The sequence below is a fragment of the Actinomadura meyerae genome (genome assembly GCF_900188445.1).
Classification (GTDB): Bacteria; Actinomycetota; Actinomycetes; order Streptosporangiales; family Streptosporangiaceae; genus Spirillospora; species Spirillospora meyerae.
The window spans coordinates 65,309-90,069 of record NZ_FZOR01000013.1 but is presented as its reverse complement, the minus strand read 5'-3'; the positions used below and the strand labels follow the sequence as shown (position 1 = coordinate 90,069).

At 75.0% G+C, this 24,761-nt stretch carries 25 protein-coding genes; 10 read left to right on the top strand and 15 right to left on the bottom strand.

Annotated elements, in window-relative coordinates; all coding sequences use genetic code 11:
* Nucleotides 1–24 precede the first annotated feature (24 nt).
* From CHF16_RS15755 to CHF16_RS15720, 8 genes are all read right to left on the bottom strand, one after another.
* Nucleotides 25–1,074, bottom strand: coding sequence for a YihY/virulence factor BrkB family protein (locus CHF16_RS15755; RefSeq protein WP_089326777.1), 1,050 nt, complete (start codon nucleotides 1,072–1,074; stop codon nucleotides 25–27).
* Nucleotides 1,075–1,138: 64 nt separating this feature from the next.
* Nucleotides 1,139–1,600 (bottom strand): DUF3618 domain-containing protein, encoded by a 462-nt coding sequence (locus tag CHF16_RS15750; protein WP_089326776.1) that lies wholly within the window; start codon nucleotides 1,598–1,600, stop codon nucleotides 1,139–1,141.
* Nucleotides 1,597–2,118, bottom strand: coding sequence for a phage holin family protein (locus CHF16_RS15745; protein WP_245868566.1), 522 nt, complete (start codon nucleotides 2,116–2,118; stop codon nucleotides 1,597–1,599). Before CHF16_RS15745 ends, CHF16_RS15750 begins: the two co-directional genes overlap by 4 nt.
* 178 nt (nucleotides 2,119–2,296) lie before the next feature.
* On the bottom strand, nucleotides 2,297–3,046 hold the full coding sequence (locus tag CHF16_RS15740; RefSeq protein ID WP_179271545.1) for an SDR family oxidoreductase: 750 nt from the start codon (nucleotides 3,044–3,046) through the stop codon (nucleotides 2,297–2,299).
* A 95-nt stretch (nucleotides 3,047–3,141) separates the two neighbouring features.
* A complete protein-coding gene (locus CHF16_RS15735; protein WP_089326775.1) occupies nucleotides 3,142–4,266 on the bottom strand; it encodes an AAA family ATPase in 1,125 nt (374 codons plus the stop codon).
* On the bottom strand, nucleotides 4,250–5,038 hold the full coding sequence (locus CHF16_RS15730; protein WP_089326774.1) for an RNA ligase family protein: 789 nt from the start codon (nucleotides 5,036–5,038) through the stop codon (nucleotides 4,250–4,252). Before CHF16_RS15730 ends, CHF16_RS15735 begins: the two co-directional genes overlap by 17 nt.
* 141 nt (nucleotides 5,039–5,179) lie before the next feature.
* Entirely contained in the window at nucleotides 5,180–5,842 is a 663-nt protein-coding gene (locus CHF16_RS15725) for a response regulator (RefSeq protein ID WP_089326773.1), read from the bottom strand.
* Nucleotides 5,830–7,092 (bottom strand): sensor histidine kinase, encoded by a 1,263-nt coding sequence (locus CHF16_RS15720; RefSeq protein ID WP_245868564.1) that lies wholly within the window; start codon nucleotides 7,090–7,092, stop codon nucleotides 5,830–5,832. Before CHF16_RS15720 ends, CHF16_RS15725 begins: the two co-directional genes overlap by 13 nt.
* Nucleotides 7,093–7,341: 249 nt before the next feature.
* On the opposite strand from CHF16_RS15720, the gene CHF16_RS15715 reads away from it, so the two are divergent.
* Both CHF16_RS15715 and CHF16_RS15710 read left to right on the top strand, forming a co-directional pair.
* Nucleotides 7,342–9,732 (top strand): ATP-binding cassette domain-containing protein, encoded by a 2,391-nt coding sequence (locus CHF16_RS15715; RefSeq protein ID WP_089326772.1) that lies wholly within the window; start codon nucleotides 7,342–7,344, stop codon nucleotides 9,730–9,732.
* A 49-nt stretch (nucleotides 9,733–9,781) separates the two neighbouring features.
* Nucleotides 9,782–10,330 (top strand): helix-turn-helix transcriptional regulator, encoded by a 549-nt coding sequence (locus CHF16_RS15710; protein WP_089326861.1) that lies wholly within the window; start codon nucleotides 9,782–9,784, stop codon nucleotides 10,328–10,330.
* Here the strand turns inward: CHF16_RS15710 and CHF16_RS15705 are convergent.
* Nucleotides 10,319–10,933: a TetR/AcrR family transcriptional regulator gene (locus CHF16_RS15705; protein WP_089326771.1), complete on the bottom strand. Its 615-nt coding sequence runs from the start codon at nucleotides 10,931–10,933 to the stop codon at nucleotides 10,319–10,321. The genes CHF16_RS15710 and CHF16_RS15705 overlap by 12 nt on opposite strands.
* An 81-nt stretch (nucleotides 10,934–11,014) precedes the next feature.
* On the opposite strand from CHF16_RS15705, the gene CHF16_RS15700 reads away from it, so the two are divergent.
* From CHF16_RS15700 to CHF16_RS15690, 3 genes are all read left to right on the top strand, one after another.
* Nucleotides 11,015–11,482, top strand: coding sequence for a nuclear transport factor 2 family protein (locus tag CHF16_RS15700; protein ID WP_089326770.1), 468 nt, complete (start codon nucleotides 11,015–11,017; stop codon nucleotides 11,480–11,482).
* The gene (locus CHF16_RS15695; RefSeq protein WP_089326769.1) at nucleotides 11,413–11,598 is read left to right on the top strand and encodes a heavy-metal-associated domain-containing protein; all 186 of its coding nucleotides are present in this window, start codon (nucleotides 11,413–11,415) and stop codon (nucleotides 11,596–11,598) included. The genes CHF16_RS15700 and CHF16_RS15695 overlap by 70 nt, the downstream gene beginning before the upstream one ends.
* 251 nt (nucleotides 11,599–11,849) lie before the next feature.
* On the top strand, nucleotides 11,850–12,389 hold the full coding sequence (locus tag CHF16_RS15690) for a DUF1062 domain-containing protein (RefSeq protein ID WP_245868563.1): 540 nt from the start codon (nucleotides 11,850–11,852) through the stop codon (nucleotides 12,387–12,389).
* An 88-nt stretch (nucleotides 12,390–12,477) separates the two neighbouring features.
* Here CHF16_RS15690 and CHF16_RS15685 read toward each other — a convergent pair whose 3' ends face one another.
* Nucleotides 12,478–12,963: a MerR family transcriptional regulator gene (locus CHF16_RS15685; protein WP_245868559.1), complete on the bottom strand. Its 486-nt coding sequence runs from the start codon at nucleotides 12,961–12,963 to the stop codon at nucleotides 12,478–12,480.
* 63 nt (nucleotides 12,964–13,026) lie between these two features.
* Between CHF16_RS15685 and CHF16_RS15680 the strand changes: the two genes are divergently transcribed.
* A complete protein-coding gene (locus tag CHF16_RS15680; RefSeq protein WP_089326766.1) occupies nucleotides 13,027–13,971 on the top strand; it encodes an NAD(P)/FAD-dependent oxidoreductase in 945 nt (314 codons plus the stop codon).
* A 6-nt stretch (nucleotides 13,972–13,977) separates the two neighbouring features.
* Nucleotides 13,978–15,447: an MFS transporter gene (locus tag CHF16_RS15675; RefSeq protein WP_089326765.1), complete on the top strand. Its 1,470-nt coding sequence runs from the start codon at nucleotides 13,978–13,980 to the stop codon at nucleotides 15,445–15,447.
* Nucleotides 15,448–15,604: 157 nt separating this feature from the next.
* Here CHF16_RS15675 and CHF16_RS15670 read toward each other — a convergent pair whose 3' ends face one another.
* Both CHF16_RS15670 and CHF16_RS15665 read right to left on the bottom strand, forming a co-directional pair.
* Complete coding sequence (locus tag CHF16_RS15670) at nucleotides 15,605–17,803, bottom strand: MMPL family transporter (RefSeq protein ID WP_089326764.1); 2,199 nt, start codon at nucleotides 17,801–17,803, stop codon at nucleotides 15,605–15,607.
* 33 nt (nucleotides 17,804–17,836) lie between these two features.
* Nucleotides 17,837–18,475 (bottom strand): TetR/AcrR family transcriptional regulator, encoded by a 639-nt coding sequence (locus tag CHF16_RS15665; RefSeq protein ID WP_089326763.1) that lies wholly within the window; start codon nucleotides 18,473–18,475, stop codon nucleotides 17,837–17,839.
* Between the two features lie 59 nt (nucleotides 18,476–18,534).
* Here CHF16_RS15665 and CHF16_RS15660 point away from each other — a divergent pair, with 59 nt between their 5' ends.
* On the top strand, nucleotides 18,535–19,311 hold the full coding sequence (locus CHF16_RS15660; protein WP_179271544.1) for a DUF4097 family beta strand repeat-containing protein: 777 nt from the start codon (nucleotides 18,535–18,537) through the stop codon (nucleotides 19,309–19,311).
* Between the two features lie 183 nt (nucleotides 19,312–19,494).
* Here the strand turns inward: CHF16_RS15660 and CHF16_RS15655 are convergent, their stop codons facing one another.
* Nucleotides 19,495–19,953 (bottom strand): carboxymuconolactone decarboxylase family protein, encoded by a 459-nt coding sequence (locus CHF16_RS15655; RefSeq protein ID WP_089326761.1) that lies wholly within the window; start codon nucleotides 19,951–19,953, stop codon nucleotides 19,495–19,497.
* Between the two features lie 86 nt (nucleotides 19,954–20,039).
* On the opposite strand from CHF16_RS15655, the gene CHF16_RS15650 reads away from it, so the two are divergent.
* Nucleotides 20,040–20,915 carry a sigma-70 family RNA polymerase sigma factor gene (locus tag CHF16_RS15650; RefSeq protein ID WP_089326760.1) on the top strand — a complete coding sequence of 292 codons (876 nt, stop codon included), beginning with the start codon at nucleotides 20,040–20,042 and terminating at the stop codon, nucleotides 20,913–20,915.
* A gap of 90 nt (nucleotides 20,916–21,005) precedes the next feature.
* Here CHF16_RS15650 and CHF16_RS15645 read toward each other — a convergent pair whose 3' ends face one another.
* Nucleotides 21,006–22,136: a tyrosine-type recombinase/integrase gene (locus tag CHF16_RS15645; RefSeq protein WP_143227997.1), complete on the bottom strand. Its 1,131-nt coding sequence runs from the start codon at nucleotides 22,134–22,136 to the stop codon at nucleotides 21,006–21,008.
* Between the two features lie 196 nt (nucleotides 22,137–22,332).
* Here CHF16_RS15645 and CHF16_RS15635 point away from each other — a divergent pair, with 196 nt between their 5' ends.
* A complete protein-coding gene (locus CHF16_RS15635; protein WP_089326758.1) occupies nucleotides 22,333–23,514 on the top strand; it encodes a coiled-coil domain-containing protein in 1,182 nt (393 codons plus the stop codon).
* A 27-nt stretch (nucleotides 23,515–23,541) separates the two neighbouring features.
* On the opposite strand, the gene CHF16_RS15630 is transcribed toward CHF16_RS15635, so the two are convergent.
* The gene (locus CHF16_RS15630; RefSeq protein WP_179271543.1) at nucleotides 23,542–24,744 is read right to left on the bottom strand and encodes a low temperature requirement protein A; all 1,203 of its coding nucleotides are present in this window, start codon (nucleotides 24,742–24,744) and stop codon (nucleotides 23,542–23,544) included.
* Nucleotides 24,745–24,761 lie beyond the last annotated feature (17 nt).

Here is a 24,761-nt window from a genome sequence, read left to right as displayed (position 1 = left end):
GCAGCCGGGGCCCCGTCCGCGCCGCTAGGAGCGGCCGCGTCCCGGCCGGCCCCGGGTCGCTCCGGGGCCGGGCGCCGCCGTCCCGCCGCCCCCGTCCGCGCCCTCCTCGGCGCCGTCGCCGCCGGCCACGCCGGTCTCGCGGCGCTCCTGCTCGTCGAAGGCGCGGGTGTCGCGGAACCGCACGTACGGCTCGCTGCGCGGGGGAGCGCCCGCGGCGATCGCCCGGCCCCGCTCCAGCTCGGCGTTCAGCTCCAGGCCCAGCAGGATCGCCAGATTCGTGATCCACAGCCACACCAGGAACACGATGATCGCCGCGAGGCTGCCGTAGGTCTTGTTGTAGGAGGAGAAGTTCGCCACGTACACCGCGAACAGCCCCGACGCCGCCAGCCACACCACGATCGCCAGGACGCCGCCGGGCAGCAGCCCCCGGAAGCCGCGCTTGGCGTTCGGCGACGCCCAGTACAGCAGCATGAACAGGAACGCCACCACCACCAGCAGCACCGGCCACTTGACGATGCCCCACACCGTGACCGCCTGCGACCCGGCGCCGATCACGTCGCCGACCTTGCGGGCCAGCGGCCCGGTCACCACCACCGCGACCGACGACGCCGCCAGCAGCACCAGCGTCACCAGCGTCACCCCGATCCGCACCGGCAGGGTCTTCCAGATCGGGCGGCCCTCCGGGACGTCGTAGACGATGTTGGACGCCTGCATGAACCCGCCGACGTACCCCGACGCCGACCACACCGCGCCCAGCAGGCTCACCGCCGCGATCACCCCGGCGCCGCCGCCGCTGTTCTGGAGCTGCCGCACCGAGCTCACCAGCAGGTCCCGGACCGCGCCCGGCGCCAGGTCCCCGATGTTGGCGATCAGGTCGTCGGTGGTGGACCGGCCCGCCAGCCCCACCAGCGACACCACCACCAGCAGTGCCGGGAAGATCGACAGGATGGAGTAGTAGGTCAGCGCCGCCGCCCACGCGGTGAGGTTGTCGCGCTTGAACTCACCGACCGTCCGCTTCAGCGCCCCCCGCCACGAGGTGGCCGGGGGGTGGGCGATCGCGCCTGGGACACGCATGCTGATCCTCTCACCGGATCGTCTGGACGGGGGCCTGTCCCGGGGAGGGCGGCCCCCCCGGGGGTCAGTGGCGCTTGCCGCGCCGCACCTTCACCGCGCGGCGCTGCCCGGCCGTGAACCGCAACCGCACCGGCCCCATCCGCACCGGCCCCGAACGCCGCGCCGTCCGCCACGACATCGACCGCGCCATCCGCCCCGGCACCGGCCCCAGCACCGGCCGCGACGACGCCCGCCGGCGCCGCACCCACAGCGCCGCCGCGCCCACCGCGCCCGCCGAGACGGCCACCGCGCCGCCCAGCCGCAGCCGCGCCATCGCCTGCTCCGAGCCCGCCGCCTGCCACGCCGACGCCGCCGCGTCCCGCGCCCGGACCCTGGCCTGCTCGGCCTTCTCCCGGGCCAGCGCCTTCACGTCCGCCTTGGCGGCCAGCAGCTCGACGGTGTCGCCGAGCTCGTGGCGCGCCCGGTCGACCTCCTGGCGCAGCTCCTCGGTGGCGGCCTCGGCTCCGTGCCTGCCCTGAACCGTCATCGGTGCGTCGCCCTCTCCTTCAGTTCGGCCACGGCCTGCCGCGCGCCGTCCATGGCCGCCTCCGGCTTGGCCGGCGCGGCGCGCCGGGTCTGCGACCGGCCCAGCAGGGCCAGCACCCCGGCCACCAGCATCAGGAACCCGCCGATGATCAGCGCCGCCGCCCACACCGGCAGCGCCAGCGCGATCGCCGCGATCGCCGCGGCCAGCAGCGCGCCCATCCCGTACAGCGCGACCAGCGCCGCGCCGCCGAACATCCCGGCGCCGGTGCCGGCGTGCCGGACCTTGGTCTTCAGCTCGGCGGCCGCCAGCCGGATCTCGGCGCGGGTCAGGTCCGAGACCTGCTGCGCGGCCTGCCGCACCAGCTCGCCCGTCCCCGCCTCCGTGCGCCGGGACGGGAACTCCGGTGCCCGGGCCCCGTCCGCCGCGCGGGCCCCGTCCGCGTGGGCGGGGTCCACGCGGTGCGCGCCCATGCCCTCGGCCGCCGCCTCGCCGTCATGCGTCTGCCGCACGATGCTCATCGCCTTCAGGCCCCCTCCGCGTTCGTTCCGACGCTCGAAGGTGGCGTTCCCCCTTGTCGGCGGCTAAACGTGTCCGGGCCCCGACAAAGGGTGCACAGGCGTGCCTGCGGCGCCCTCCCCGCGCCGCCGCGGGACTCGCTCCCGCGGCGCGGTCCCAGGACGCGGTCCAGGGGCCGGGTCAGCCGCGCCCGACGTAGGACGGCATCGCCGTGGCCAGCACCGTCATCTGCTGGACGTTGGCCTCCAGCGGAAGCCCCGCCATGTACAGGACGGCGTCGACGACGTGGCGGACGTCCATCACCGGCTCGGGCTTCACCGAACCGTCCGCCTGCACGGTGCCGGTGGAGAACGCGCCGGTCATATCGGTGGCGGCGTTGCCGACGTCGATCTGCCCGCACGCGATCCGGTAGGGGCGGCCCTCCAGCGACAGCGCCTTGGTCAGCCCGGTCACCGCGTGCTTGCTGGCGGCGTAGGCGACGGTGAGGGGCCGCGGCGTGTGCGCCGACAGCGACCCGTTGTTGATGATCCGCCCGCCCTGCGGGTCCTGGTCCTTCATCATCCGGAACGCCTGCTGCGCGCACAGGAACGCGCCGGTGAGGTTGGTGTCGACGACCGCGCGCCACTCCTGGTGGGAGTAGTCCTGCACGGGCGCGGACCGGCCGAACACCCCGGCGTTGTTGACCAGCAGGTCCAGCCGCCCCCACCGGCCGGCGACGGCGGCGAACAGCTCCCGCACCGCCTCGGGGTCGGTGACGTCGGCGGGGACGGCCACCGCCGCCCCCTCCGGTGCCGCGGCGGCGGCCGCCTCCAGAGGGGCGGCGCGGCGCCCGGCGAGCGCCACCCGCCAGCCCGCGTCCAGGAGCGCGGCCGCGACCGCCGCGCCGATGCCCGACCCGGCGCCGGTCACCAGCGCCACCCGTCCCTCCATGAGCCCTCCCGCCGTTCGCCGTGGCCTCGATCATGGTCGGGCCCGATCACCGTCCCGATTATCGCCGGTCGCGGCCGGAGGGGCGCCGCGGGCGGTCAGGCGGTGGTGAGCCAGTCGACGCGGTGCGCCTCGGTCGGGTCGGGGGTCTCCCAGCGGCGCACCAGCCGGTCCAGGACCCCGTCCGGCACCGGCGCCGGACGCGCCCGGTTGCGGTCGCGGACCACCCCCGGCGGCGCCTCCACCGCGACGATCTCCACCCGCGCCCGGTACCGGGCGGCCAGCCCCGTGCACGCCTCCCGCTGCTGCCGCGACACGTTGGTGGCGTTCCACACGAACGACCGGCCGGCGCGCAGGTGCCCCCGGGCCGCCTCGTGCGCGGCGGCGGCCACCGGCCGCTGGTCCCCCGAGGGCGCCACGCCCATCTCGGCGCGGAGCCGGTCCAGGCTCACCACCGGCACGTCCGGGCGGTGCGCGGCGATCCAGTGGTCCTTGCCCGCCCCCGGCAGCCCCGACAGCACCGTCATGGTGCAGCGGGTGTCGTCGAACGCGGCGTAGCCGGGGTCGCGGCCGGGCTTGCGGAAATACCAGAACCGGGCATGGTCGGACGGGAACTCCCGCGGCGCGTCCAGGCAGTCCAGCTCCGCGCAGTACTCCCCGTACAGGGCGGCGTTGTCCAGCATCTCCGCGGTGTCGGAGCAGATCCGCCCGAGGATGTCGGCCGACGCCAGCAGCACCAGGTCGTCGTTGCGGGCCAGCAGGCTCGCCCGGAACGCGATCTGCTGCAGGTCGGGGCGCTCCAGCGCCCAGAACGGCACCTGGTGGTGGCGCACCAGCGCCGCGACGTGCTCGCGCCAGCCGATCGGCGCGCCCAGCTCCCACAGGATCCGCCGCACCATCAGGTCGCCGCGCCGGGAGTGGCCGTGCGAGGTGACGCGGCCGTCGCCGTCCAGCGCGGTGCAGTGCGGCTTGGCGACGTCGTGCATCAGCACCGCGGTGAACAGCCGCACCCGCTCGCCGTGCGGGCGGGCCCGCCACTGCGGCAGCGACGCCAGCGCCTCGCACGCCATCCGGGTGTGGGTCTCGACGTCGCCCTCGCCGTGGTGGACGGGATCCTGCGGGACGCCGGACATGTCCCGCACCCACGAGAACGCGTCCCGGAGCCGGTCCCACGGCACCGTCCAGTGCGGCGGCGCCGGGCACAGCTCATCGAACACCCGCATACAGCACCTCCGGGTCCGCCAGGCCGTTGGCGACGATGGGCCGGTCCAGCCAGTGGGTGCCGGCGTCCAGGATCGCGGTCAGGAAGCTCGCCCGGACCCACTTGTAGCGGCCGACCGTCCTGCCGTCCTCCTCCACCTTGATGTAGAGGCCCTCCATCTCCTCGCAGGAGTCGGTCTCCTCGGCGACGCGGTCGGGGTCGGCGCCGCCCGCGACCGCCGCCGCGCGCAGCGCGTCCCGCCACCGAGGGGTCCGGCACGTCGACGGGCCCGCCAGCGCCGTCAGCGCCTCCAGGTCCGGCAGCGGGCCCTCGTGCAGGACCGGCACCGGCACCACAGGCGCCCCGGCCAGCAGCTCCGCGCGCCGCTCGGTCGACAGGAACGTCCCGTCGGCGAGGTCCAGCACGTCGAACGCGCAGAAGTAGTGGGGGAGCGCGTCGTAGAAGACGGTGTGCTTGGCGTACAGCCACTCCCCGTACAGCACGTACCGGTCGCCCAGGCGTTCGCGCAGGACGTGCTGGACCGACGCCGCCCACGCCTTCAGCGGCCCGAACTGCCGCTCGCGGGGCCCGCCGGTCAGGTAGTGGCCGCGGCTCTGCAGCCGCAGCGCGCCCTCGGCGGTGAAGCTGATGCCGGCGTTGGCGCCGTCGAGCTTCTCCTCCACCACCAGGTACCGCCCGGCGATCTCCGCGAACGGCGCCGCGGCCAGGTCGTGGTCGCCGGGCTGGAGACGCGAGCCCGCGATGTGCGGGGTCCGGGGGTACTTGCGGAGCATGCCGACCGTTGTAAGGGACCGTCCCCGCTCCCACCAACCGGTTTTCCGCCCGCACGGTCGCACGGCAGCACGGCCCGCCCGCCCGCGAGCCCGGCGTGCGAGGAGGGGCCGTCGGACGGGCGGGGCGGCCGGACCAGGCGGTCAGACCAGGCCGGCGTCGTGGACCAGCAGCGCGATCTGGGTGCGGTTGTCCAGGTCCAGCTTGGTCAGGACGCTGGACACGTGCGCCTTCACCGTCGCCAGGCTCATGAACAGCGCCGAGGCGATGTCGGCGTTGGACCGGCCCCGCGCGATCTCCAGCGCCACCTCGTTCTCGCGGGGGCTGAGCCGGGCGAGCGCCGCGCGGGCCCGCTGGTGCGCGCCCGCCTCGGTCGCGGCGCGGTCCATCAGGCGGCGGGTGACGCTCGGCGACAGGATCGGGTCGCCGGCGGCGACCCGCTGCACCGCCTCGACGATCCGGCCGGGCGGGGTGTCCTTCAGCAGGAACCCGCCCGCGCCGGCGCGCAGCGCGCGCAGGATGTCCTCGTCGGAGTCGAACGTCGTCAGCACGATGACCTCGGGCGGGTTCGGCCGGGCCCGCAGCCGGCGGGTCGCGGTGATCCCGTCGACGCGCGGCATCCGCAGGTCCATCAGCACCACGTCGGGCGCGTGCGCGTCGGCGGCCGCGGGCACCTCGGCGCCGTCGGCGGCCTCCCCGGCGACGGTGATGCCGCCCGCCCCGTCCAGCATCATCGACAGCCCGGCGCGGACGAGCGCGTCGTCGTCCACGATCAGCACGCGCAGGGGAGGGGTCACGCCGGCCATGGTAGCCAGGCGCGCAGCCGGAACTCGCCCGCCGCGGCCTCGTGGTCCAGGCGCCCGCCGGCCAGCCGGACCCGCTCGGTCAGCCCGACCAGGCCCGTCCCGCTGCCCGGCAGCGCGCCGGCGCCGCCCGACGCCGGGGAATCGGCGCCGCCCGCGGCCAGCGGGTTGCGGACGTCGACGACCAGCCCGTCGCCCGGACCACCCTCCAGGACCACCCGCACGGGCTCGCCCGCGGCGTGCTTGCGCGCGTTGGTCAGCGCCTCCTGGACCACCCGGTACGCGGCGCGGCCCGCCGCCGGCGGCGCGTCCCCCGCGCCGGCGACCCCGTCGCGCAGCTCCACCCGCCCGCCCGCGGCCCGCGACTCCTCCAGCAGCCGGGGCACGTCCGCCAGCGCGGGCTGCGGCCGGCCCCGCCCGCCGTCCGGCCCGCCCTCGCCGTCCCTTTCGGGCTGGTCGGCGCGCAGCAGCAGGATCACCTCGCGGAGCTCCTCCAGTGCCTGGTGCACCCCGGCGCGGACCACCCCCGCCGCCTGCGCGAGCTTCTCCGGCGGCGCGTCGGGACGGTACTCCAGCGCCCCCGCGTAGGTGGCCAGCAGCGACAGCCGGTGCGCCAGGACGTCGTGCATCTCCCGCGCGATCCGGGTCCGCTCGGCCATCCGCGCCTCGGCGACCCGGCGGCCCTGCTCGGCCTCGGCGCGGCGGGCGCGCTCGCGCAGCGACGCCACCAGCGCCCGCCGCGCCCGCGCCAGCGCCCCCCACCCGACCAGCGCGCCGTAGGCGAGCGCGACCAGCAGCAGCCACCAGCCGAAGGAGATCCCGCCGCTCGGCCGCCACCACCCCTGCGCCACGTGCCCGGCCACGCCCGCCGCGCCGACCGCCGCCGCCACCGGGAACGGCCGCCGCTGCGCGACCTGCAGCACCCCCATGCTCGCCGCGGGCGTCGCCGCCGGGGACAGCGCCGCGAGGACGCCCAGCGCCAGCGCGGCCGGCACCGGCCGCCACAGCAGCAGCGGCGCCGCCAGGCACGCCACCGCGCCGGCCGCCGCGTCCAGCGCCGGGCTCCCGCCGGTCCCCGGCCGCCCCCACATCGTCAGGGCCGCCAGGACGGCCGTCACCGCGAACACGATCACCGCCCCGGCCGCCCTGCGCGGCGGACCCCCGTCGACCGGACCCCCGTCGACCGGACCCCCGTCGACCGGACCCCTGTCCACCGAGACCGTGCCCACCTGCCCGAACGTCACCTCGTCCACCGGGCACAGGCTAGCCGCGGCCCGCCCGGCGGCGGCACCGACCAAAGTCGGTGTCCGCTCCGCCCGAGGACGGCCCCGCGACCGCCCGCCGAGGGGGCGGGCGGTCAGGAATCGAGAAGCCGTCTGTCGGTGGCCGCCGATAGCGTGGCGGCAGGCCGGCCCGGCATATCCTTCGCGACTGAGCGGATCGAGCCGGGCGACCCGACGGGGGAACGCGGACGCGGCCCCGCCCGACCAGATGGAGACACGATGAGCAAGGCCACGACGACGGACGCCCGGCCGCAGGCGGCGCACGCCGCCGACAGCCACGACCTGATCCGCGTGCACGGGGCGCGCGAGAACAACCTCAAGGACGTCAGCATCGAGATCCCCAAGCGGCGGCTGACGGTGTTCACCGGCGTGTCCGGGTCGGGCAAGAGCTCACTGGTGTTCAACACGATCGCCGCGGAGTCGCAGCGGCTGATCAACGAGACCTACAGCACCTTCGTGCAGGGCTTCATGCCGACGCTGGCGCGGCCCGAGGTCGACGTCCTCGAGGGCCTCACGACCGCGATCATCGTCGACCAGCAGCGGATGGGCTCCGACCCCCGCTCCACCGTCGGCACCGCCACCGACGCCAACGCGCTGCTGCGCATCCTGTTCAGCCGCCTCGGCAAGCCCTACATCGGCCCGGCCAAGGCGTTCTCCTTCAACGTCGCCTCCATGAGCGGCGCCGGCGCGGTCACCGTCGAACGCGGCGGCAAGACCGTCAAGGAGAAGCGCACCTTCACCGTCACCGGCGGCATGTGCCCGCGCTGCGAGGGCCGCGGCGCCGTCACCGACTTCGACCTCACCGCGCTGTACGACGACTCCAAGTCGCTGCGCGAGGGCGCCCTCACCATCCCCGGCTACAGCATGGACGGCTGGTACGGCCGCATCTTCATGGGATCGGGGTTCCTCGACCCCGACAAGCCGATCCGCGAGTACACCGGCACCGAGCTGCACGACCTGCTCCACAAGGAGACCACCAAGATCAAGGTCGACGGCATCAACGTCACCTACGAGGGCCTGATCCCGCGGATCCGCAAGTCGTTCCTGGCCAAGGACCGGGAGGCGATGCAGCCCCACATCCGCGCGTTCGTGGACCGGGCCGTCACCTTCACCGACTGCCCCGACTGCGGCGGCACCCGGCTCACCGAGGCGGCCCGCTCGTCCAAGATCAAGGGGATCAGCATCGCCGACGCCTGCGCGATGCAGATCAGCGACCTCGCCGCGTGGGTGCGCGAGCTGGACGAGCCGTCGGTCGCGCCGCTGCTGACCACGCTGCAGCACACCCTCGACTCGTTCGTGGAGATCGGGCTCGGCTACCTCAGCCTCGAACGCCCGTCCGGCACCCTGTCGGGCGGCGAGGCCCAGCGCACCAAGATGATCCGCCACCTCGGGTCCTCGCTCACCGACGTCACCTACGTCTTCGACGAGCCGACGATCGGGCTGCACCCCCACGACATCCAGCGGATGAACGGCATGCTGCTGCAGCTGCGCGACAAGGGCAACACCGTCCTGGTCGTCGAGCACAAGCCGGAGGCGATCGCGGTCGCCGACCACGTCGTCGACCTCGGCCCCCGCGCCGGCACCGAGGGCGGCGAGGTGATGTTCGAGGGGACCGTCGAGGGCCTGCGCGCCAGCGGCACCCTCACCGGCCGGCACCTGGACGACCGCGCCGCCCTCAAACCGGAGGTGCGCGAGCCGAAGGGCGCGCTGGAGGTCCGCGGCGCCGCCACCCACAACCTGCGCGACGTCGACGTCGACATCCCCCTCGGCGTGCTGGTCGTCGTCACCGGCGTCGCCGGATCGGGCAAGAGCTCGCTGATCAACGGGTCCGTCACCGGCCGCGACGGGGTCCTGACGGTCGACCAGGCCCCCATCAAGGGGTCGCGGCGCAGCAACCCGGCCACCTACACCGGGCTGCTCGACCCGATCCGCAAGGCCTTCGCCAAGGCCAACGGGGTCAAGCCGGCGCTGTTCAGCGCCAACTCCGAGGGCGCGTGCCCCACCTGCAAGGGCGCCGGCGTCGTCTACACCGACCTGGCGATGATGGCCGGCGTCGCCACCACCTGCGAGGAGTGCGAGGGCAAGCGGTTCCAGGCGGCGGTCCTGGAGCACCGCCTCGGCGGCCGCGACATCGCCGAGGTCCTGGCGATGCCGGTCACCGAGGCCGAGGAGTTCTTCGGCGCCGGCGACGCCCGCATCCCCGCCGCGCACAAGATCCTGGCGCGGATGAGCGACGTCGGGCTCGGCTACCTGCGGCTCGGCCAGCCGCTCACCACGCTGTCGGGCGGCGAGCGGCAGCGCCTCAAGCTCGCCACCCACATGGGCGGCGACGGCGGCGTCTACGTCCTGGACGAGCCCACCACCGGCCTGCACCTCGCCGACGTCGAGCAGCTCCTCGGCCTCCTGGACCGCCTCGTCGACTCCGGCAAGTCGGTCATCGTCATCGAGCACCACCAGGCCGTCATGGCGCACGCCGACTGGATCATCGACCTCGGCCCCGGCGCCGGCCACGACGGCGGCCGGATCGTGTTCCAGGGCACCCCCGCCGACCTGGTCGCCGACCGCTCGACCCTCACCGGCGAGCACCTGGCCGCCTACGTCGCCGGCTGAGCCGGGCCCGGCGGCGCCCGGCGGCCGTGTGGCAGGGCCGTGTGGCAGGATCGTCCAGGTGAGAGGCACCACCGATCCGGCGCAGCGGCTGCGCGACCTGGCGCGGCTGCGCCGGGTCCGCGACCGGATCGACCGCGAGTACGCCCGGCCGCTGGACGTCGAGGCGCTCGCTCGCGGCGCGCACATGTCCGCCGGGCACCTCAGCCGCCAGTTCCGCCTCGCCTACGGCGAGTCGCCCTACGGCTACCTGATGACGCGGCGGATCGAGCGGGCGATGGCGCTGCTGCGCCGCGGCGACCTCAGCGTCACCGAGGTGTGCTTCGCGGTCGGCTGCTCGTCCCTGGGCACCTTCAGCACCCGCTTCACCGAGCTGGTCGGGATGCCGCCCAGCGCCTACCGGCGCCGCGCCGCCGCCCCCGCACGCCCCGCCGATGACACGGACAAGGCGGATACGGGGGATACGGGGGATGAGGTGGACGGGGCCGGTGCGGCGCCGGGGGCGGGCATGCCGACCGGCATGCCGTCGTGCCTGGAGAAGCAGGTGACCAGGCCCGTCAGGACCCGGCGGCGCCCCGCCGCCTCGCGCTCACCGCGCTGACGGCCGGCCCTCCGCCGCGCCGGCCGCGCCGAGCACCCGCAGGACGCTGACGTGCAGGGCGTGCGCGGCGTCCCGGTCCGCCATCCGCCCGGCCGCGCGCTCCTCGCCGGCGGCGTGGGCGAGCCGGACGATCACCGAGACCAGCCAGTCCAGCGGCAGCGAGTCGTCGAACTCGCCGCCGCGCCGGCCCCGCTCCACCACCCGCGCGATCCGGTCGGTGACCGGCAGGTGCCGGTCGCGGTCGGCCTCCGCCCCCGCCGGCAGCTCGCTGATCCGCCGCGTCAGGGCGGGGGAGCGGCGGGCCGCCCGCTCGGCGGCGTCCAGCACCCGCAGCAGAGCGCCGGCGGCGGGCCCCTCGTCGGGCGCGGCGGCGTCCATCGCGGCGGCGACCTCCTCGGTGATCCGCTCGACGACGCCCGCCAGCAGCCGCTCGCGGGAGGAGAAGTGGGCGTAGACGGTCTGGCGGGTCACGCCCGCCGCCTCCGCGATCGCGCCCAGGCTCGCGTCGGGCCGCTCGTCCAGGATCCGGACGGCGGCGTCCAGGATGGCGGCCCTGCTGCGGCGCGCGTCCGCGCGGCGGCGGGCCGCCGGAGAAGACGTCATCTCTTACACCTTGTCAAAGTTGTCGGCCCTTCTATATCTTACGATGTGTAAGAGTTATCGGTTCTCGACCAGCGGAGCACCATGCACGCACTCGCCGGCACCGACCCCGAGCGGTTCATCGCCGACTTCTACACCTCCTTCACCCGGGACCTGCTGGGCGACGACGACCCGGCGGCGGTCGTCGACCGCTACCACACCCCCGACATCGTCCAGGTCGCCGACGGCCACCGCATGGACCGCGACACCCTCATCGCCCACACCCGGCCCGTCCGCAAGGACCGGTCCACCGCGCGGATGGAGGTGCACGACGCCCTCGCCGACGGCGACCGTATCGCCGCCCGCTACACCCTGCACGTCCACCAGCGCGGCAAGGACCTGCGGATCGAGGTCTGCTTCTTCGGCCGGTTCGCCGCCGACGGGCGGATGCGCGCCGCGAACATGCTCACCCGCTCCGTCCCCGCCGACCGGACGGCGACGGCATGGCCTGCGGGCACTGCGCCGCCGCCGTCGCCGAGGAGATCGAGCGCATCGCCGGCGTCACCGCCGTGACCGTGGACGTCGCCGCCGGCCGGGTCGCGGTGACCAGCGACGCCCCGCTCGGCACCGCGGACGTGCGCGCCGCGGTCGAGGAGGCGGGCCACGAACTCACCGGCGCCGACGCCTAGACGAAAACCGGTTGAGCGTTCCGGCGGCGTCCCGTAGGTTGCCTGCGGCCCATTGCCGTGAGGACAAGGGACGACACCGCGTGACCCCGCCTGCTCTTTAGACCTGACACCTTCTTCCGCTCACCTGTAGCCGGCCCCTCCGCCGGTTCTGCCGGGCTGCCGTCGCGCGCCCCGGCCCTACAGCGTCCGAGGCCGCGCGCAATCGGCCTCGTGTCAGGTCTAGAGAGCCCATGTCTTCACAACCTCATACCGTGCTGCCCTGGATCGTCCGCCGGACCAGGCTGCCGCTGCTGTCGCTGCGGTGCCCCGCCTGCCGGTACGGAACGGCCACCACCGGCGAGGGCAGGTTCCGCGTCAACGCCAACGGCAAGCTGCTGGACGTGTGGCTGCTGGTCCGCTGCGCGTCCTGCGACCGCACGGCCAAGCTCACCGTGCACGAGCGGGTCCCGGTCGGCTCCTTCGCGCCGGCAGCACTGCGCGGCTACCGCGCCAACGATCCGGAACTGGTCGCGGCGACGCTGCTGGATCCGCTGCTGGCCCGCCGCAACCGGTTCGCCCTGGACTGGACGGGCGCCTGGCGGCTCCACACCCCGCCGGAACCGCCCGGCGAGGCGTGGCCGGTCCAGGTGCGGGTCGCCTTCGACGACCCGGTGCCGGTCCGGCCCGACCGGCTCATCGCCAACGCGCTCGGCCTCAGCAGGAACGAGGTCCGGCGCCGCGTCAAGTGCGACATCCCGCTGCGCCGCCCGACGAGCACGGACTTCACCTTCACCGTGCTGGCCGCGGGCTAGCGGGGACGCGGCCGCGGCGGGCCGTCCGTCCCGCCGCGGCCGCGTTCGCCGTGGCCCGGCCCGCCCGGCCCGCGCGGCCGCCCGCCGGTCAGCGGGCCTCGCCGCCGCCCTCCGCCTGCCCCCGGCCGGCGGCGGGGGCGGCGTCGGCGACCACGCACCCGCCGTCATGGAGATGCTCCGGCGCCACCGCGGACTCGGCCAGCCGCCGGTAGTCGGGGCACTGGGTGAAGTCGTCCGCCCCGCACATCATCAGGTGCTCGATGAGCGCCTTGGAGGCCGCGATCTCCCGCAGCCGCCGTTCCAGTTCCTCATGGTGGCGCCGCAGCAGCGCCCGCCGCTCGTCCCGGCCCGAGACGGTGAGGACCTCGCGGATCTGCTCCAGGCTCATGCCCGCCGCCTTCGCGCGGATGATCGTCATCACCCGGACGGCGTGGTCGCGGGTGTAGCGGCGGCGTCCGTTGACCCGGGCCGCCGGGGTCAGCAGGCCCATGGCCTCCCAGTGGCGCAGGACGTGCGCGGCGAGGCCGAACTGCCCGGCCAGCTCCCCGATCCGCATCGAGTCACTTGACTTCATGTTGACATTAACTTGCAGAATCGGCCGCACGTCAAGCGACGACCGTTTCTCTGGAGGCAGGACATGTTCGACGCCGCCATCGTGGGCGGAGGCCCCGCCGGTATGGCCGCCGCGCTGGCCCTCGGCCGGGTCCACCGGCCGGTGCTGCTGATCGACGAAGGCCAGGGCCGCAACGCCACCGCCGCCAACGTGCACAACTTCCTCACCCGCGACGGCACGCCCCCCGCCGACCTGCGCCGCCTCGGCCGCGAGGAACTGGCCGCCTACCCGGCCGTGCGCACCCTGACCGGGACCGTCACCGGCGCCCGCCCGCTGGACGGCCGCGGCTTCCACCTGGAACTGGCGGACGGCGGGACCGCGTCCGCGCGGCGCGTCCTGCTGGCCACCGGGCTCGCCGACGACCTCCCCGCCCCGCGCGGCGTCCGGGAACTGTGGGGCCGGTCGGCGTTCCACTGCCCCTACTGCCACGGCTACGAATGCACCGGCAGGCAGGTCGCCGTGCTCGGCGCCGAACCGGCCCGCGTGCGGCTGGCGCTGCAGCTCAGCCGCTTCGCCGCCGGCGTCGCCCTGTGCACCGGCGCCCGCCCGCTCGACCCGGCACTGCGGGCCGTGCTGGACGAGCACGGCGTCGCCGTGCACTGCGAACCCGTCGCCCGCCTGGAGGGGACGGACGGCCGCCTGGAGCACATCGTGTTCGAGGACGGCACGTCCCTGGCCCGGGAGGCGGTGTTCGTCGCCAACGTGCCGCGCCAGCGCTCCGACCTGGCCGGACGCCTCGCCTGCGCCGCCTTCCCCGACGGATGCGTGCGGGTCGACGAGTTCGCCCGCACCAGCGTCCCCGGCGTGTACGCGGCCGGCGACATGGCACGGCGCGCGAGCATGCCCATGCCGCTGGCCGCCGTCATCGCCGCCGCCGCGAGCGGCACCGTCGCCGCGGCGGCCCTCGACCAGGACCTCCTCAGCGCCGACTTCAACCTGCCCGACCCGCTCGCGCGGGCGAAGGGCTGACCCGCCATGGTGTCCGCGGACCCCTCGAAGACCGCCCCGGCCGTCCCCGGCGCGCGCGCCGCCAACGTGCCGCTCGCCACGGCGGGCCTGCTCATCGGCATGCTGCTGTCGGTCCTGGACCAGACCGTGGTGGCCATCGCCCTGCCCGACATCGCCGCCGACCTGGGCGGCATGGACTCCATCGGCTGGATCGTCACCTCCTACGTGCTGGCCTCGACCGCGACCGGCGCGCTCTACGGCCGCGTCAGCGACCGGTTCGGGCGGCGCCCGGTGTTCCTCACCGCGGTCGCCGCCTTCATCGCCGGCTCCGCCCTGTGCGGCCTGGCCCGGACCACCCCCCAGCTGATCGCCGCGCGGACCTTCCAGGGCATCGGCGCCGGAGCGCTGTTCGTGCTGCCCACGATCGCGCTGTCGGAGCTGTATCCGCGGCGCCTGCGCGGCAGGGTCCAGGGCCTGACCGGCGGCGTCTTCGCGCTGGCGGCCGTGGGCGGCCCGCTCGCCGGCGGCGCGATCACCGACGCCTGGGGCTGGCGCTGGATCTTCTACGTCAACCTGCCGCTCGGCCTGCTGGCCATGGCGGCCGCCGCGCTCGCGCTGCGGCTGCCCCGGCCGGGCGGCGGCGGCAGGGTCGACCTGCCCGGCGCCGTGCTGGTCGCGGGCGCCGTGACGGCCCTGCTGCTCGCGGCCGAATGGGGCGGCCGCACCCGCCCCTGGACGTCCGGGACGATCCTCGCCCTGATCGGCGCCGTCGCGGTGCTGGCGGCGCTCTTCGTGTGGCGGGAAGGGCGCGCGGCCGAGCCGCTGCTGCCGCCGCGGCTGTTCGCCGACCCCGTCCTGCGCGTCGTGCTCCCCGCGACCGCGCTGCTCGGCGCGCTGCTCGGCGGCTCGATCGTCTACCTGCCCACCTACCTGCAGGCCGCGTACGGGAGGGGGGCCGCCGGGGCGGGCCTGGCGCTCAACCCCTACGTCCTGACGTTCATGGCGGTCTCCTCGCTCGCCGGCGCCCGCGCCGGCGCGAGCGGCCGCTACAAGCCGTACCTGCTGGCCGGCTCGGCGGCCGCCGTGCTGGGGTTCGCCCTGCTGAGCCGGCTGGGCCCCGAAACCCCCTACGCCGTCCTGGCCGCGGAGATCGCGGTGCTGGGCTTCGGGTTCGGGCTGCTGATGCAGAACCTGGTGGTCGTCGCGCAGAACGCCGTCCCACCCGCGGACCTGGCCGCCACGACCTCCGCGACGGTGTCGGTCCGCGGCCTCGGCCTGTCGCTCGGCGTCTCGGTCTTCGGAACCCTCCTGGCCCGCGAGACGCAGGGCCGGGCCCCGGGCCCGGAGGCGACCGCGGCCGCCATCCCGGACGTCCTGCTGTGGGGCGCCCCGGCCGCCGCCGTCCTGCTGGCACTGATGGCGGTACTCCCCAGCCGGACCCGGCACCCGGTCGCGGCGCAGGCGGCGGCCGGAGCACCCGCCGACCCGGCCCCCTGACCGCCGAGTCGCCGCGGGGCACGGTCCACCACGGACCTCCGGTCGCAGCACCCGCTCGTGCAGTGGGTGCGCGTCATCGGCCGGCGGCTCGTCCGGCCGGGCATCGGCATGTCCGCGCAGGTCCCGCCCAGCCCGCCGCGGTGGGCTGGGCGGGACGTCACCGGGAGGACGCCACCGATGGGGCGGCGTGTGCGGCGTCCTGGGCGGGGGAGTGGCGGGTTCGCCGCAAGGTGGCGCCTTCGATGTCGAGGTCGGGCAGGATCCGGTCCAGCGGGCGGGGCAGCCACCAGGCGCCGCGGCCGGTCAGCTTCAGCACGGCCGGGACGAGGGTCATCCGGACCAGGAAGGCGTCGGCCAGGATGCCGGCGGCCAGGCCGAGGGCGATGGGCTTGAGGGTGAGGTCGTCGGTGGTGACGAAACCGGCGAAGACGGCGAACATGATCAGCGCGGCGGCGGTGATGACCCGGGTGGCGTGCCGCGCGCCGGTCAGCACGGCCTCGCGCGGATCGCCGCCGCCGACGTACTCCTCCCGGATCCGGGAGACCAGGAACACCTGGTAGTCCATCGCCAGGCCGAACAGCACGGCGATCACGACGATGGGCATGAAGCTGAAGACCGGCCCGGTGGTGGCGACGCCGAACGCCTCGGCGAGCCAGCCCCACTGGAAGACCGCGACGGCGGTGCCGAACGCGGCGCCGGCCGACAGCAGGAACCCGGCCGCGGCCTTGACCGGGACGAGGATCGAGCGGAAGACCAGCAGCAACAGCAGCAGCGACAGCCCGACCACGATGGCGGTGAAGGGCACCAGCGAGCCGCGCAGGCGGTCGGAGACGTCGATGGCGGCGGGGGTTGACCCGGTGACCAGGACCTGCGCGCCCGCGGCGGCGCCCAGGGCGGGCGTGCGGGAGCGGACGTCGCGGACGAGCCGCTGCGTTTCCCGGGTGCGCGGGCCGTGCTCGGGGACGAGGTTGAGGACGGCGGTGCGCCCGTCGGTGCCGGGTTCGGGGTCGCTGACCGACACCACGCCGGGCAGGTCGAGCCCCTTCCCGATCTGGGCGGCGGCCCGGACCGGGTCACCGCCGCGTTCGGTGTGGACCAGGACCAGCAGCCGGCCGTTGCTGCCCGGGCCGAAGGCGGCGGAGATCAGGTCGTAGGCCTTGCGCTGGGTGGAGGCGGGGTCGGCGGTGCCGTTGTCGGGCATCGCCAGATCGAGCTGGAGGGCCGGGACCGTCATCGCGCCCAGGACCAGCAGGACCGCCGGAATGGTGAGCAGAGGACGGCGGGTGACCAGGCGCGCCCAGCGCAGCCCGCCCGCCCCGGCGCGTCCGGGCCGGGCGGCGCGCGCGCCCGGCCGGGGGCGCAGGCGGTCGCCGGCCAGGCCGAGCAGCGCGGGCAGCAGGGTGATCGCGGCCGCGACCGCCATCAGCACGGTCAGCGCGGCGGCCAGCCCCATGACGGTCAGGAACGGAATGCCGACCACGGTCAGCCCGGCCAGCGCGATGACCACCGTCAGGCCGGCGAACACGACGGCGCCGCCCGCGGTCGCCACGGCGCGCGCCGCCGAGTCCTCGGCTCCGGCACCCTCCGCGAGCTGGGCGCGGTGCCGGGACCCGATGAACAGCGCGTAGTCGATGCCCACGGCCAGCCCGACCATCAGGGCCAGGCTCGGCGCGGTGTCGGAGATCGTGGTCAGGTGGGAGAGCAGCATCAGCCCCAGCAGCCCGATCACCAGCCCGGTGATCGCGGTGGCCAGGGTCAGCCCGGCGGCCAGCAGCGACCCGAAGGTGACCACCAGCACGATCACGGCCACGGCGACGCCGAGCACCTCCCCGATGCCCGCGTGCATGCCCGCGGTGCTGTAGACCGACCCGCCGACCTCGGCGCGCAGTCCCCCGGAACGGGCCCCGGCGGCGATGCCCTCCAGCGCGGTGACGCTCTCGTCCGCCAGCTGATCGCGTTTGATCGGGTAGAGCACCTGCGCCATGGCGGTGCGGCGGTCGGCGGACACGGTACCGGTCCGGAACGGGTCGGTGGCCTCGGAGACCTGCGGTGCCGCGGCCGCCCGCCGGACCGCGTCGCCGATGCGGGCCCGGTGCGCCGGGTCGTCGACGGTGCCGCCGGGCGGAGCGGCGAACACCAGCTGCGCGGTGACGCCGGTCGCCTCCGGCAGGGAGCGTTCCAGCAGGTCGATTCCCTGCTGGGACTGCGAGCCGGGGATGGTGGCCTCGCTGTCCAGATGGGAGCCGAGGGCGGCGAAACCGCCCCCGGCCAGCAGGAGCAGCACCAGCCAGCCGGTCAGGAACCGCAGGCGGTGGCGGAACGCGGCCCGCCCGAGCCGGTAGAGCAGGATCGCCAACGAAGGTCCTCTCAGAGATGCGCGCCGGGCGCGTCAGGTGCGGGGGGTCGAGGGCAGCAGCGCGGTCAGCACGGCGGTGAACGCCTCCCGGATGACGTCGGCGGTGACCGTCTCGGGGTCGGCCAGGTGCTCGTTGACCAGGCCGTTGGTGAGGCAGTGCACGATCAGCCCGGCCAGCTCCGGCGGGACGGCCGGGCCGGCGCCGGTGCGCTCGGACACCTCGGCGACGGCGCGGGCCGCGGTGCCGCGCTGCGCGCGGCGCATCGGGGCCAGCACGGCCCGGATCTTCTCGTCGCGGGCGGCGCGCGCGGCGAACTCCAGACCGAGCTGCCCGTGTCCGGTGTCGGTGACGATCCGGGCGGCGATCAGCGCGGCGACCCGTTCGATGACCGCGCCGGCGTCGCCGGCGCCGTCGATCTCGGTGGTCACGGCGGCCAGTTCGTCCTCGGCGCCCTGGCCGAGGACGGCGCCGAACAGTTCCTGCTTGCCGCCGAAGTTGGAGTAGACGGCGCCCTTGGTGAACCCGGCGGCGTGGGCGATGTCCTCGATCCGGGCGTCGTCGTAGCCGCGCTCGGTGAACACCCGCCGCGCCTCGGCCAGCAGCCGCCGCCGGACCTCCGCACGCGGCACGCGCCGCGCGGGCCCCGGCCTGTCAGTGGAGTCGTCGGTCATGATCGGACCGTAGCATACTTAGAGTATTCAGTACTTTAGGTATCCACTTGGGAGGCTCGTTGCTCACCTCGCTCCACCGCTCGTCCCGCCGCTCGGCGCCGCCCGCCGCCGCGGCACTGCTCGCGCTGGCGGCCCTCACCGGCTGCGGCGCCTCGGCCGACGACGCCCGGCCGGAACGGCGCTCCTTCGGCCCGGTCGGCGACCACCTGACGATCGAGAAGGACTCGGGCGACCTGGACGTCCGGCCCGCCGATGTGCGGGACGTCCAGGTCACCCGCCGGTTCGACCGGTGGTCGGTGATCGGCGGCGAACCCTCCGCGACCTGGAACCTCACCGGCGACCGGCTCACCCTGTCCACCGACTGCGACGCGCTCATCGGCGGCTGCGAGGTCCGGTACCAGGTCCTCGTCCCGCGCCGCCTCGCCCTGAGCATCAAGGGCGACAACGGACGGGTCTCGGCCACCGGTCTCGGCACCGCCCTGAACATCCGCACCACCAGCGGCGCGATCACGGTCACCAGTGCCACCGGCGCCCTCGACCTGCGCACCGAGAGCGGCGAACTGCGCTCCACGGCCACCCGATCGGAGCGCGTCTCCGCCGACTCGCAGAACGGAAAGGTCGCCCTGTCCTTCGCCGCCGCGCCACGGCAGGTCGCGGTGAGAACCGAGAACGGCGAGGTGAACATCACCGTCCCGCGCACCGCCTACAAGGTCACCACCACCACCGACAGCGGCGACGTCCGCGCCGACGTCCCCGAGGACGGGGCCGCCCCGCGATCGATCACCGCCCGCACCGAGAGCGGCGCGATCACCCTGACCACCGCGGCAGGCGGCTGACCCGCGCCCTGGACGGCCGGCGGCGAAGGAAGCCGGCCGTCGAACCCGCCGGTGCGCCGGCCTCGCCCCCCACCCGCGCGATCCGGCCGGCGGAACCGGTGGAGATCGTCAAGGTTCTCCGCATGGCCGATGAGCGGAGCGGAGGGGGCGCGGCCGGGCGACCGGCTCGGCCCTGTTCTGGGCTCAGCCCCAGGTCTGCCCGGCCGGTTCCTTGATGGTGCGGTTGATCCGGTTGAAGAAGTTGGTCAGCGCGATCTCCAGGTTGATCGCGCCGATCTGTTCCTCGGTGAAATGGGCGTTGGCCTCTTCCCAGATCTCATCGGTGACGCCCTCCGCACCGTCCTGCAGCCGGGTGGCGGCCTCGGCCAGCGCCAGCGCCGCGCGCTCCGCATCGGTGTAGAACGGCGCCTCGCGCCACGCCGCCACGTTGTGCAGCCGCTCGTCGGTGTCACCGGCCTTCTTCCCCCCGGCGACACTGGCGTAGACGCACGCCGAGCAGCCGTTGATCTGGCTGGCGCGCAGGTGGACCAGCGCGAGCAGCTTCGGGTCGACGCCCCCGGCGGCGATCGCCTTCTGCAGGTGCCCGACCGCCTTCCACACGTCGGGGTTGTTGGTGCTCTTGTTCTTCAGTCGGTTCCGCATGGAGGGTGCTCTCCTTGATCAGGGTTACCTCGCGGGGCTGGTGCCCGTCGCGCTTATGACGGAGCAGCTTCCAGGGAGGTAACTCCATGTCCGGCGCCCATCCCGCCGATCCGGTCGCCGAGGCCTTCGAGGCGCACCGCGCCCGGCTCACAGCCGTTGCCTATCGCGTGCTCGGCTCGCACGCCGACGCGGACGACGCGGTTCAGGAGGCGTGGCTGCGTCTGTCCCGCCAGGACGCCGACGCCATCGACAATCTCGGCGGCCGGCTGACCACCGTGGTCGGCCGCATCAGCCTCGATCTCCTACGTTCGGGCCGAACGCGCCCGACAGTCCCCCTGGACGACCGGCTGCCCGAACTCACCGTGACGCTCGACGATGGCCCGGCTCCTGAAGAGGTTGTGGCACTGGGCGACTCGGTGGGCCTGGCGCTGTTGACGGTCCTGGACTCGCTGCGCCCCGACGAGCGGCTGGCATTCGTGCTGCACGACGTGTTCGCCGTGCCCTTCGCGGAGATCGGCATCATTCTCGGCAAGTCCGCCGACGCGACCAAGATGCTCGCCAGCCGCGCCCGCGGGAAAGTACAAGACGCCCAGCGGCCGGCGAGCGCCGGACGACAACGACGCGAGGTGGTCCAAGCCTTCCTGGCCGCGGCCCGCGACGGTCAGTTCGAGCGGCTGCTGCAGGTTCTCCACCCCGAAGTGAAGTTCACCGTCCACACACCGGACGGCACCTTCGTCACCCTCGGAGCCACCGAAGTCGCCACCCGCGCACGAGTGGCCGGCAGCGCGGCACGAGGACATGCGGCGACCGTCGACGGCCTCCCCGGCGTCATCTCCTGGAGTGAAGACGGCATCCCGCTCTCCCTCCTTGCCTTCATCGTGGCCGCCGGCCGCATCACCGAGATCATCGCCGTGACCGACCCGGCCAGACTTGCGCTCATCAACCTGCCGGACCCGGTGTAACGACGACTTCTCCGGGCTGCTCGCCAGGCAGGACGCGTTTGCCCGGGCCCGCGACGACCATCCAGGACGCTGAAGGGTCAGCGGCATGAGCTACAGCCCGACGTTGTCCAGGGCGTTGTTGGCCCAGGCGGTGCCGCGGCGCCAGTAGATGAACACCATCGACAGGCTGCTCCAGCGGCCGTGCTCCTGGATGGTCGAGGGGGCGGCGCCCGCTTCGGCGGCGCTGGTGGCGCTCCCGGCGCGCAGCCCGTGGAAGGTGTGGGCCGCGGCGTTGTCGAGTCCGGCGCGCAGGGCGGCGTCGCGGACGATGGTGTTCAGGGTCTCGTCGTCGATGCGCCCGGAGCCGCGTCCGGCGAACCGGCCGGCGCCGGCCAGGTTGCCGTGCCGGTCGATGCCGCGCAGCAGCGGCCCGCCGGTGATGCCGTGGCCGGCGAGGGTGGCCAGCCAGCCGCGGGCGAGCTCGACCGGGCAGGTCCGGGGGTGGCGGCCGCGCTTGAGGAACACCTGCGTCCCGGCGGCGTCCTGGTCGGTCTTGGAGAAGCGGACGGTGATGGTCAGGCCGCGGTCGCCGAAGTCCAGGTCCTCGATGTCGAGGGCGGCGACCTCCGAGCGGCGGCCCATCATCGCGAAGCCGAGCACCAGGACCAGCTGGTCGCGTTCGGCGCGCAGCGGATGCAGCGTGCCCGCGGCCACCGCCCCGGCGATCGCGTCGATCATGGCGCGCAGCGCCGCGACGTCGATCTCCGGGGCCTTGCGCCGCCTGTAGCGCAGCTCGGGGTCGGGGTGCCTGGCGCGCTCGCGGCGGTAGGCACGCAGCGCCATCCGGGCCGGCCGGGCGTCGCAGTCCTCCCCGGCGAGCTTGTGCGCGGACTGCACGCAGCTGAGCATCGTGTCGATGGTGGACGGCGCCGGGGGCTTCCCGTACTGGGTGGTGGTGCCGGTCAGGTGGTGGACGTACTCGGCGAGGGTCTCCCGGGTGGCCGGGAGCGGGGTCCGTCCGGTCAGCTCGCACCAGCGGACGTAGGTGGCCCAGTGCCGGGCGTAGGCGCGGGTGGTGTTGTCGGCCAGCCCGGCCGTGATGCGGGCGGCGGCCTCCGGCGAGAGCGTCCGGTCGGAGGGCGGCGGTGGTGCCTGCGAGGGCACCGCCGGCGGCGGGGTCGTGGGGGCCACGGCGGCACGGTCGGTCGGCGGGGCGTCGCCGCCTGCGTCGCGGTCGGTCACCAGATGCTCCTCGGGTATCGCCGGTAGCCGGGGGAGTGCGTCGTGACCGAGCCTAGCCGGATGATCACAAGGCTGGTTCGGGTTAACGTTGCCTTAACCCTATCCAGATCGGGACGAGATTTGAGGTTTCGTAAACCACGGAACTTGAATCGTGGTTTCGCGCGCACAGCACCTCGAAACTCGGCATGATGGTGATGTGAGCGATCAGCACGAGCAGACGACGTCGGCCGGGGGAGCCGGGCCCGTCCCGCCCGGCGCGGAGGCGTCCACCGAGGCGCCCCACGGCCGGTGCAAGCACTGCCAGGGGCCGCTGCCGCCACCGGCGGCCACCGGCCGGCGCCGCGAGTACCACCGCGGTGGCGAGGGGCCGGGCGGGCAGGACTGCAAGGAGGCCGCACGCAGGGCACGCGAGTCGGCCGTCGGCGCCGTCGTCGAGCGTCCGCTGCAGGCCCTCATCAGCTGGGCCGAACGCGAGGAGGCCGAGCGGGGCAGGCTCGCCGGGCTGCTGGCCGCGGCCGCCGAACGCGACCGGCGCTTCACCGGCGACCTCACCGATCTCCGCGAGAGCGTCCTGAGCCGCAACACCGAGCTCGAAGCCGCGATCGCCCGGGCCGAGGCCGACGCGGCCGAGGCCCGAACCGCACGCGAGGCCGCCGAGCAGCGCGCGCGGGCCGCCGCGCAGGAGGCCGCCGGCGCCCGCGAGGACGCCCGCCGCGCCGGAGAGCGCGCCGACGCCGCCGAGGAGCGCGCCCGGCTCGCCGAACGCGCCGCGTCCGCCGAGGAGGCCGCGAGGATCAAGGCGGAAAAGGAGACCCGGGACGCGGTCGGCAGCGGGAACCGGGCCCGCGCGGCGCTGGCCGAGACCCGAGGGCGTCTCGCCGAGGCCGAGGAGCGGATCGAGCGGCTGCGGGCCGACCTCGACCGCGTCCGGGAGGAGCGCGACGAGCGGGCCGCGCGGCTGGAGTCCGCCACGGCCGAGCTGGCCGCCGCCCGCCAGACGCTCACCGAGATGACCACCGCGGTCGGCGACCTCACCGGGCGGCTCGAACGCGCCGAGCACGAGGCCGCCGCCGCCCGCCGGCAGGCCGCCGACGACGTGCGCTCCGCCCGCGACACCGCCGCCGAGCAGGTCCGGCAGGCCGACGCGCAGCGGCAGAGCGCGGTCGAGGCCGCCGAGCGGATGCGCGGCGAACGCGACCGGGCCCGCACCGACCTGATCGCCGCTCAGGCGGCCCACAACGCCGAACGGCAGGCGCTGGAGCGCGAACGCGACGCCGCCCGGGCCGCCGAGAGCGAGCAGCGCGAACGAGCCGTGCGCGCCGAGCAGGCGGCCGAGGCCGTCCAGTCACCCGGCACGGCCGGCGCACCGGACGGATGACCGCGCGCAGGCGGCCGGGCGGCGCCGTTACGGGTGGCGTGCTCGGAGCGTGGCCTGCGTCCGCCACTCGAAGGCGACCAGGGCGAGAAGCAGCGTGCTCACCAAGGCGAGCGCGGCCGTCACGGGCAGAAGCCGCCCCACGGGGATGAGCGCGAGGAACACCAGCACGAGGAACACCAGGGCAAGGAGCGACTGCGCGGTCGCAGCGGAGCGGATGGCGAGCCTGGCGAACGCCGCCCGTCCCAGAAGGAAGACGGCGGCGCCCCCGTACAGGGCTGTCGAGGCGGCCCATTCCAGATGCCCGCCCTGGTCGCCGGTGCCGGACAGTTCCGCCAGGACTTCGTGGACGCCCAGGGCGATGTAGACGGCTCCGGCGATCAGCGGGAAGTGCGCCAGCGTGTAGGCGTCGCGGGCGATCTTGGCGCGGCGCGCACGGGGCGCGCGTCCGAACGCATGCTCGGCCTCGGCCGCCAGGCGGGAGAAGTAGAGCAGCCACAGGCAGACGACGGCGACGAACCCGATCAGCGCGGCGAGGAGCACCGGTGCGTCGGTCAGTTCTCCGCCGGCGCCGGCGGAGATCAGGGACTCGCCGAACGCGATGATCAGCACCATGCGGTGCCGTTCGGCGAAGTGCGCGGTGCTGCGGATGCTCCAGCCGCCCAGGGCGGAGGCGATCCGTCCGCCGCCGAAGTCGATGGCGAACGCGGTGGCCCACAGCGCGGTCTGCCAGGTCCCGCCGAGCACCGCTCCGGTCAGGAGGGCGGCCAGGGAGGCGGTCTGGGGGACGGCGTCGAGCAGGAGCTGGGCGCGCAGCCTGCGGTCGCCCGCCACGGAGGCCAGGTGCAGGCCGAAGTAGATCGCCCGGACGAGGGAGAAGGCCACCGCCAGGATGAGCGGCGCGTCGACCGTCCCGGCGTGGCGGCTGAAGCCCTCGGGCATGACGAGCGCGGCGACGAACAGCGCCGCCATCACGGCCAGCATCCCGGTCCGGACCACGCCGCGGTCGGCGTGCGCCCGGTTGCCGAGCCAGGCGTAGGCCGCCCAGGACCACCAGAGCAGCAGCAACAGGATCAGCCCGCGGACGAGCGCCAGTGCCGACACCGAATGCGCCATGAACGCCACGACCCGGGTGATGGCGAACACGAAGACCAGGTCGAAGAAGATCTCGAAGGAGGTCGCCCGGTGCGTCTCGGGCGTGATCGCCGGTCGCCGCCAGGGGAGCTCTGCCACCGGCACAGCGTATGGCT

Excerpts from the sequence above, each read along its gene's own strand:
- CHF16_RS15705 (WP_089326771.1), bottom strand. The coding sequence starts at position 10,933 with ATGACGTCTTCTCCGGCGGCCCGCCGCCGCGCGGACGCGCGCCGCAGC.
- CHF16_RS15650 (WP_089326760.1), top strand. The coding sequence starts at position 20,040 with ATGTCCGGCGCCCATCCCGCCGATCCGGTCGCCGAGGCCTTCGAGGCG.
- CHF16_RS15745 (WP_245868566.1), bottom strand. The coding sequence starts at position 2,118 with ATGAGCATCGTGCGGCAGACGCATGACGGCGAGGCGGCGGCCGAGGGC.
- CHF16_RS15725 (WP_089326773.1), bottom strand. The coding sequence starts at position 5,842 with ATGGCCGGCGTGACCCCTCCCCTGCGCGTGCTGATCGTGGACGACGAC.
- CHF16_RS15685 (WP_245868559.1), bottom strand. The coding sequence starts at position 12,963 with ATGAAGTCAAGTGACTCGATGCGGATCGGGGAGCTGGCCGGGCAGTTC.
- CHF16_RS15665 (WP_089326763.1), bottom strand. The coding sequence starts at position 18,475 with ATGACCGACGACTCCACTGACAGGCCGGGGCCCGCGCGGCGCGTGCCG.
- CHF16_RS15680 (WP_089326766.1), top strand. The coding sequence starts at position 13,027 with ATGTTCGACGCCGCCATCGTGGGCGGAGGCCCCGCCGGTATGGCCGCC.
- CHF16_RS15700 (WP_089326770.1), top strand. The coding sequence starts at position 11,015 with ATGCACGCACTCGCCGGCACCGACCCCGAGCGGTTCATCGCCGACTTC.
- CHF16_RS15750 (WP_089326776.1), bottom strand. The coding sequence starts at position 1,600 with ATGACGGTTCAGGGCAGGCACGGAGCCGAGGCCGCCACCGAGGAGCTG.
- CHF16_RS15730 (WP_089326774.1), bottom strand. The coding sequence starts at position 5,038 with ATGCTCCGCAAGTACCCCCGGACCCCGCACATCGCGGGCTCGCGTCTC.
- CHF16_RS15755 (WP_089326777.1), bottom strand. The coding sequence starts at position 1,074 with ATGCGTGTCCCAGGCGCGATCGCCCACCCCCCGGCCACCTCGTGGCGG.
- CHF16_RS15715 (WP_089326772.1), top strand. The coding sequence starts at position 7,342 with ATGAGCAAGGCCACGACGACGGACGCCCGGCCGCAGGCGGCGCACGCC.
- CHF16_RS15675 (WP_089326765.1), top strand. The coding sequence starts at position 13,978 with ATGGTGTCCGCGGACCCCTCGAAGACCGCCCCGGCCGTCCCCGGCGCG.
- CHF16_RS15735 (WP_089326775.1), bottom strand. The coding sequence starts at position 4,266 with ATGCGGGTGTTCGATGAGCTGTGCCCGGCGCCGCCGCACTGGACGGTG.
- CHF16_RS15740 (WP_179271545.1), bottom strand. The coding sequence starts at position 3,046 with ATGGAGGGACGGGTGGCGCTGGTGACCGGCGCCGGGTCGGGCATCGGC.
- CHF16_RS15695 (WP_089326769.1), top strand. The coding sequence starts at position 11,413 with ATGGCCTGCGGGCACTGCGCCGCCGCCGTCGCCGAGGAGATCGAGCGC.
- CHF16_RS15655 (WP_089326761.1), bottom strand. The coding sequence starts at position 19,953 with ATGCGGAACCGACTGAAGAACAAGAGCACCAACAACCCCGACGTGTGG.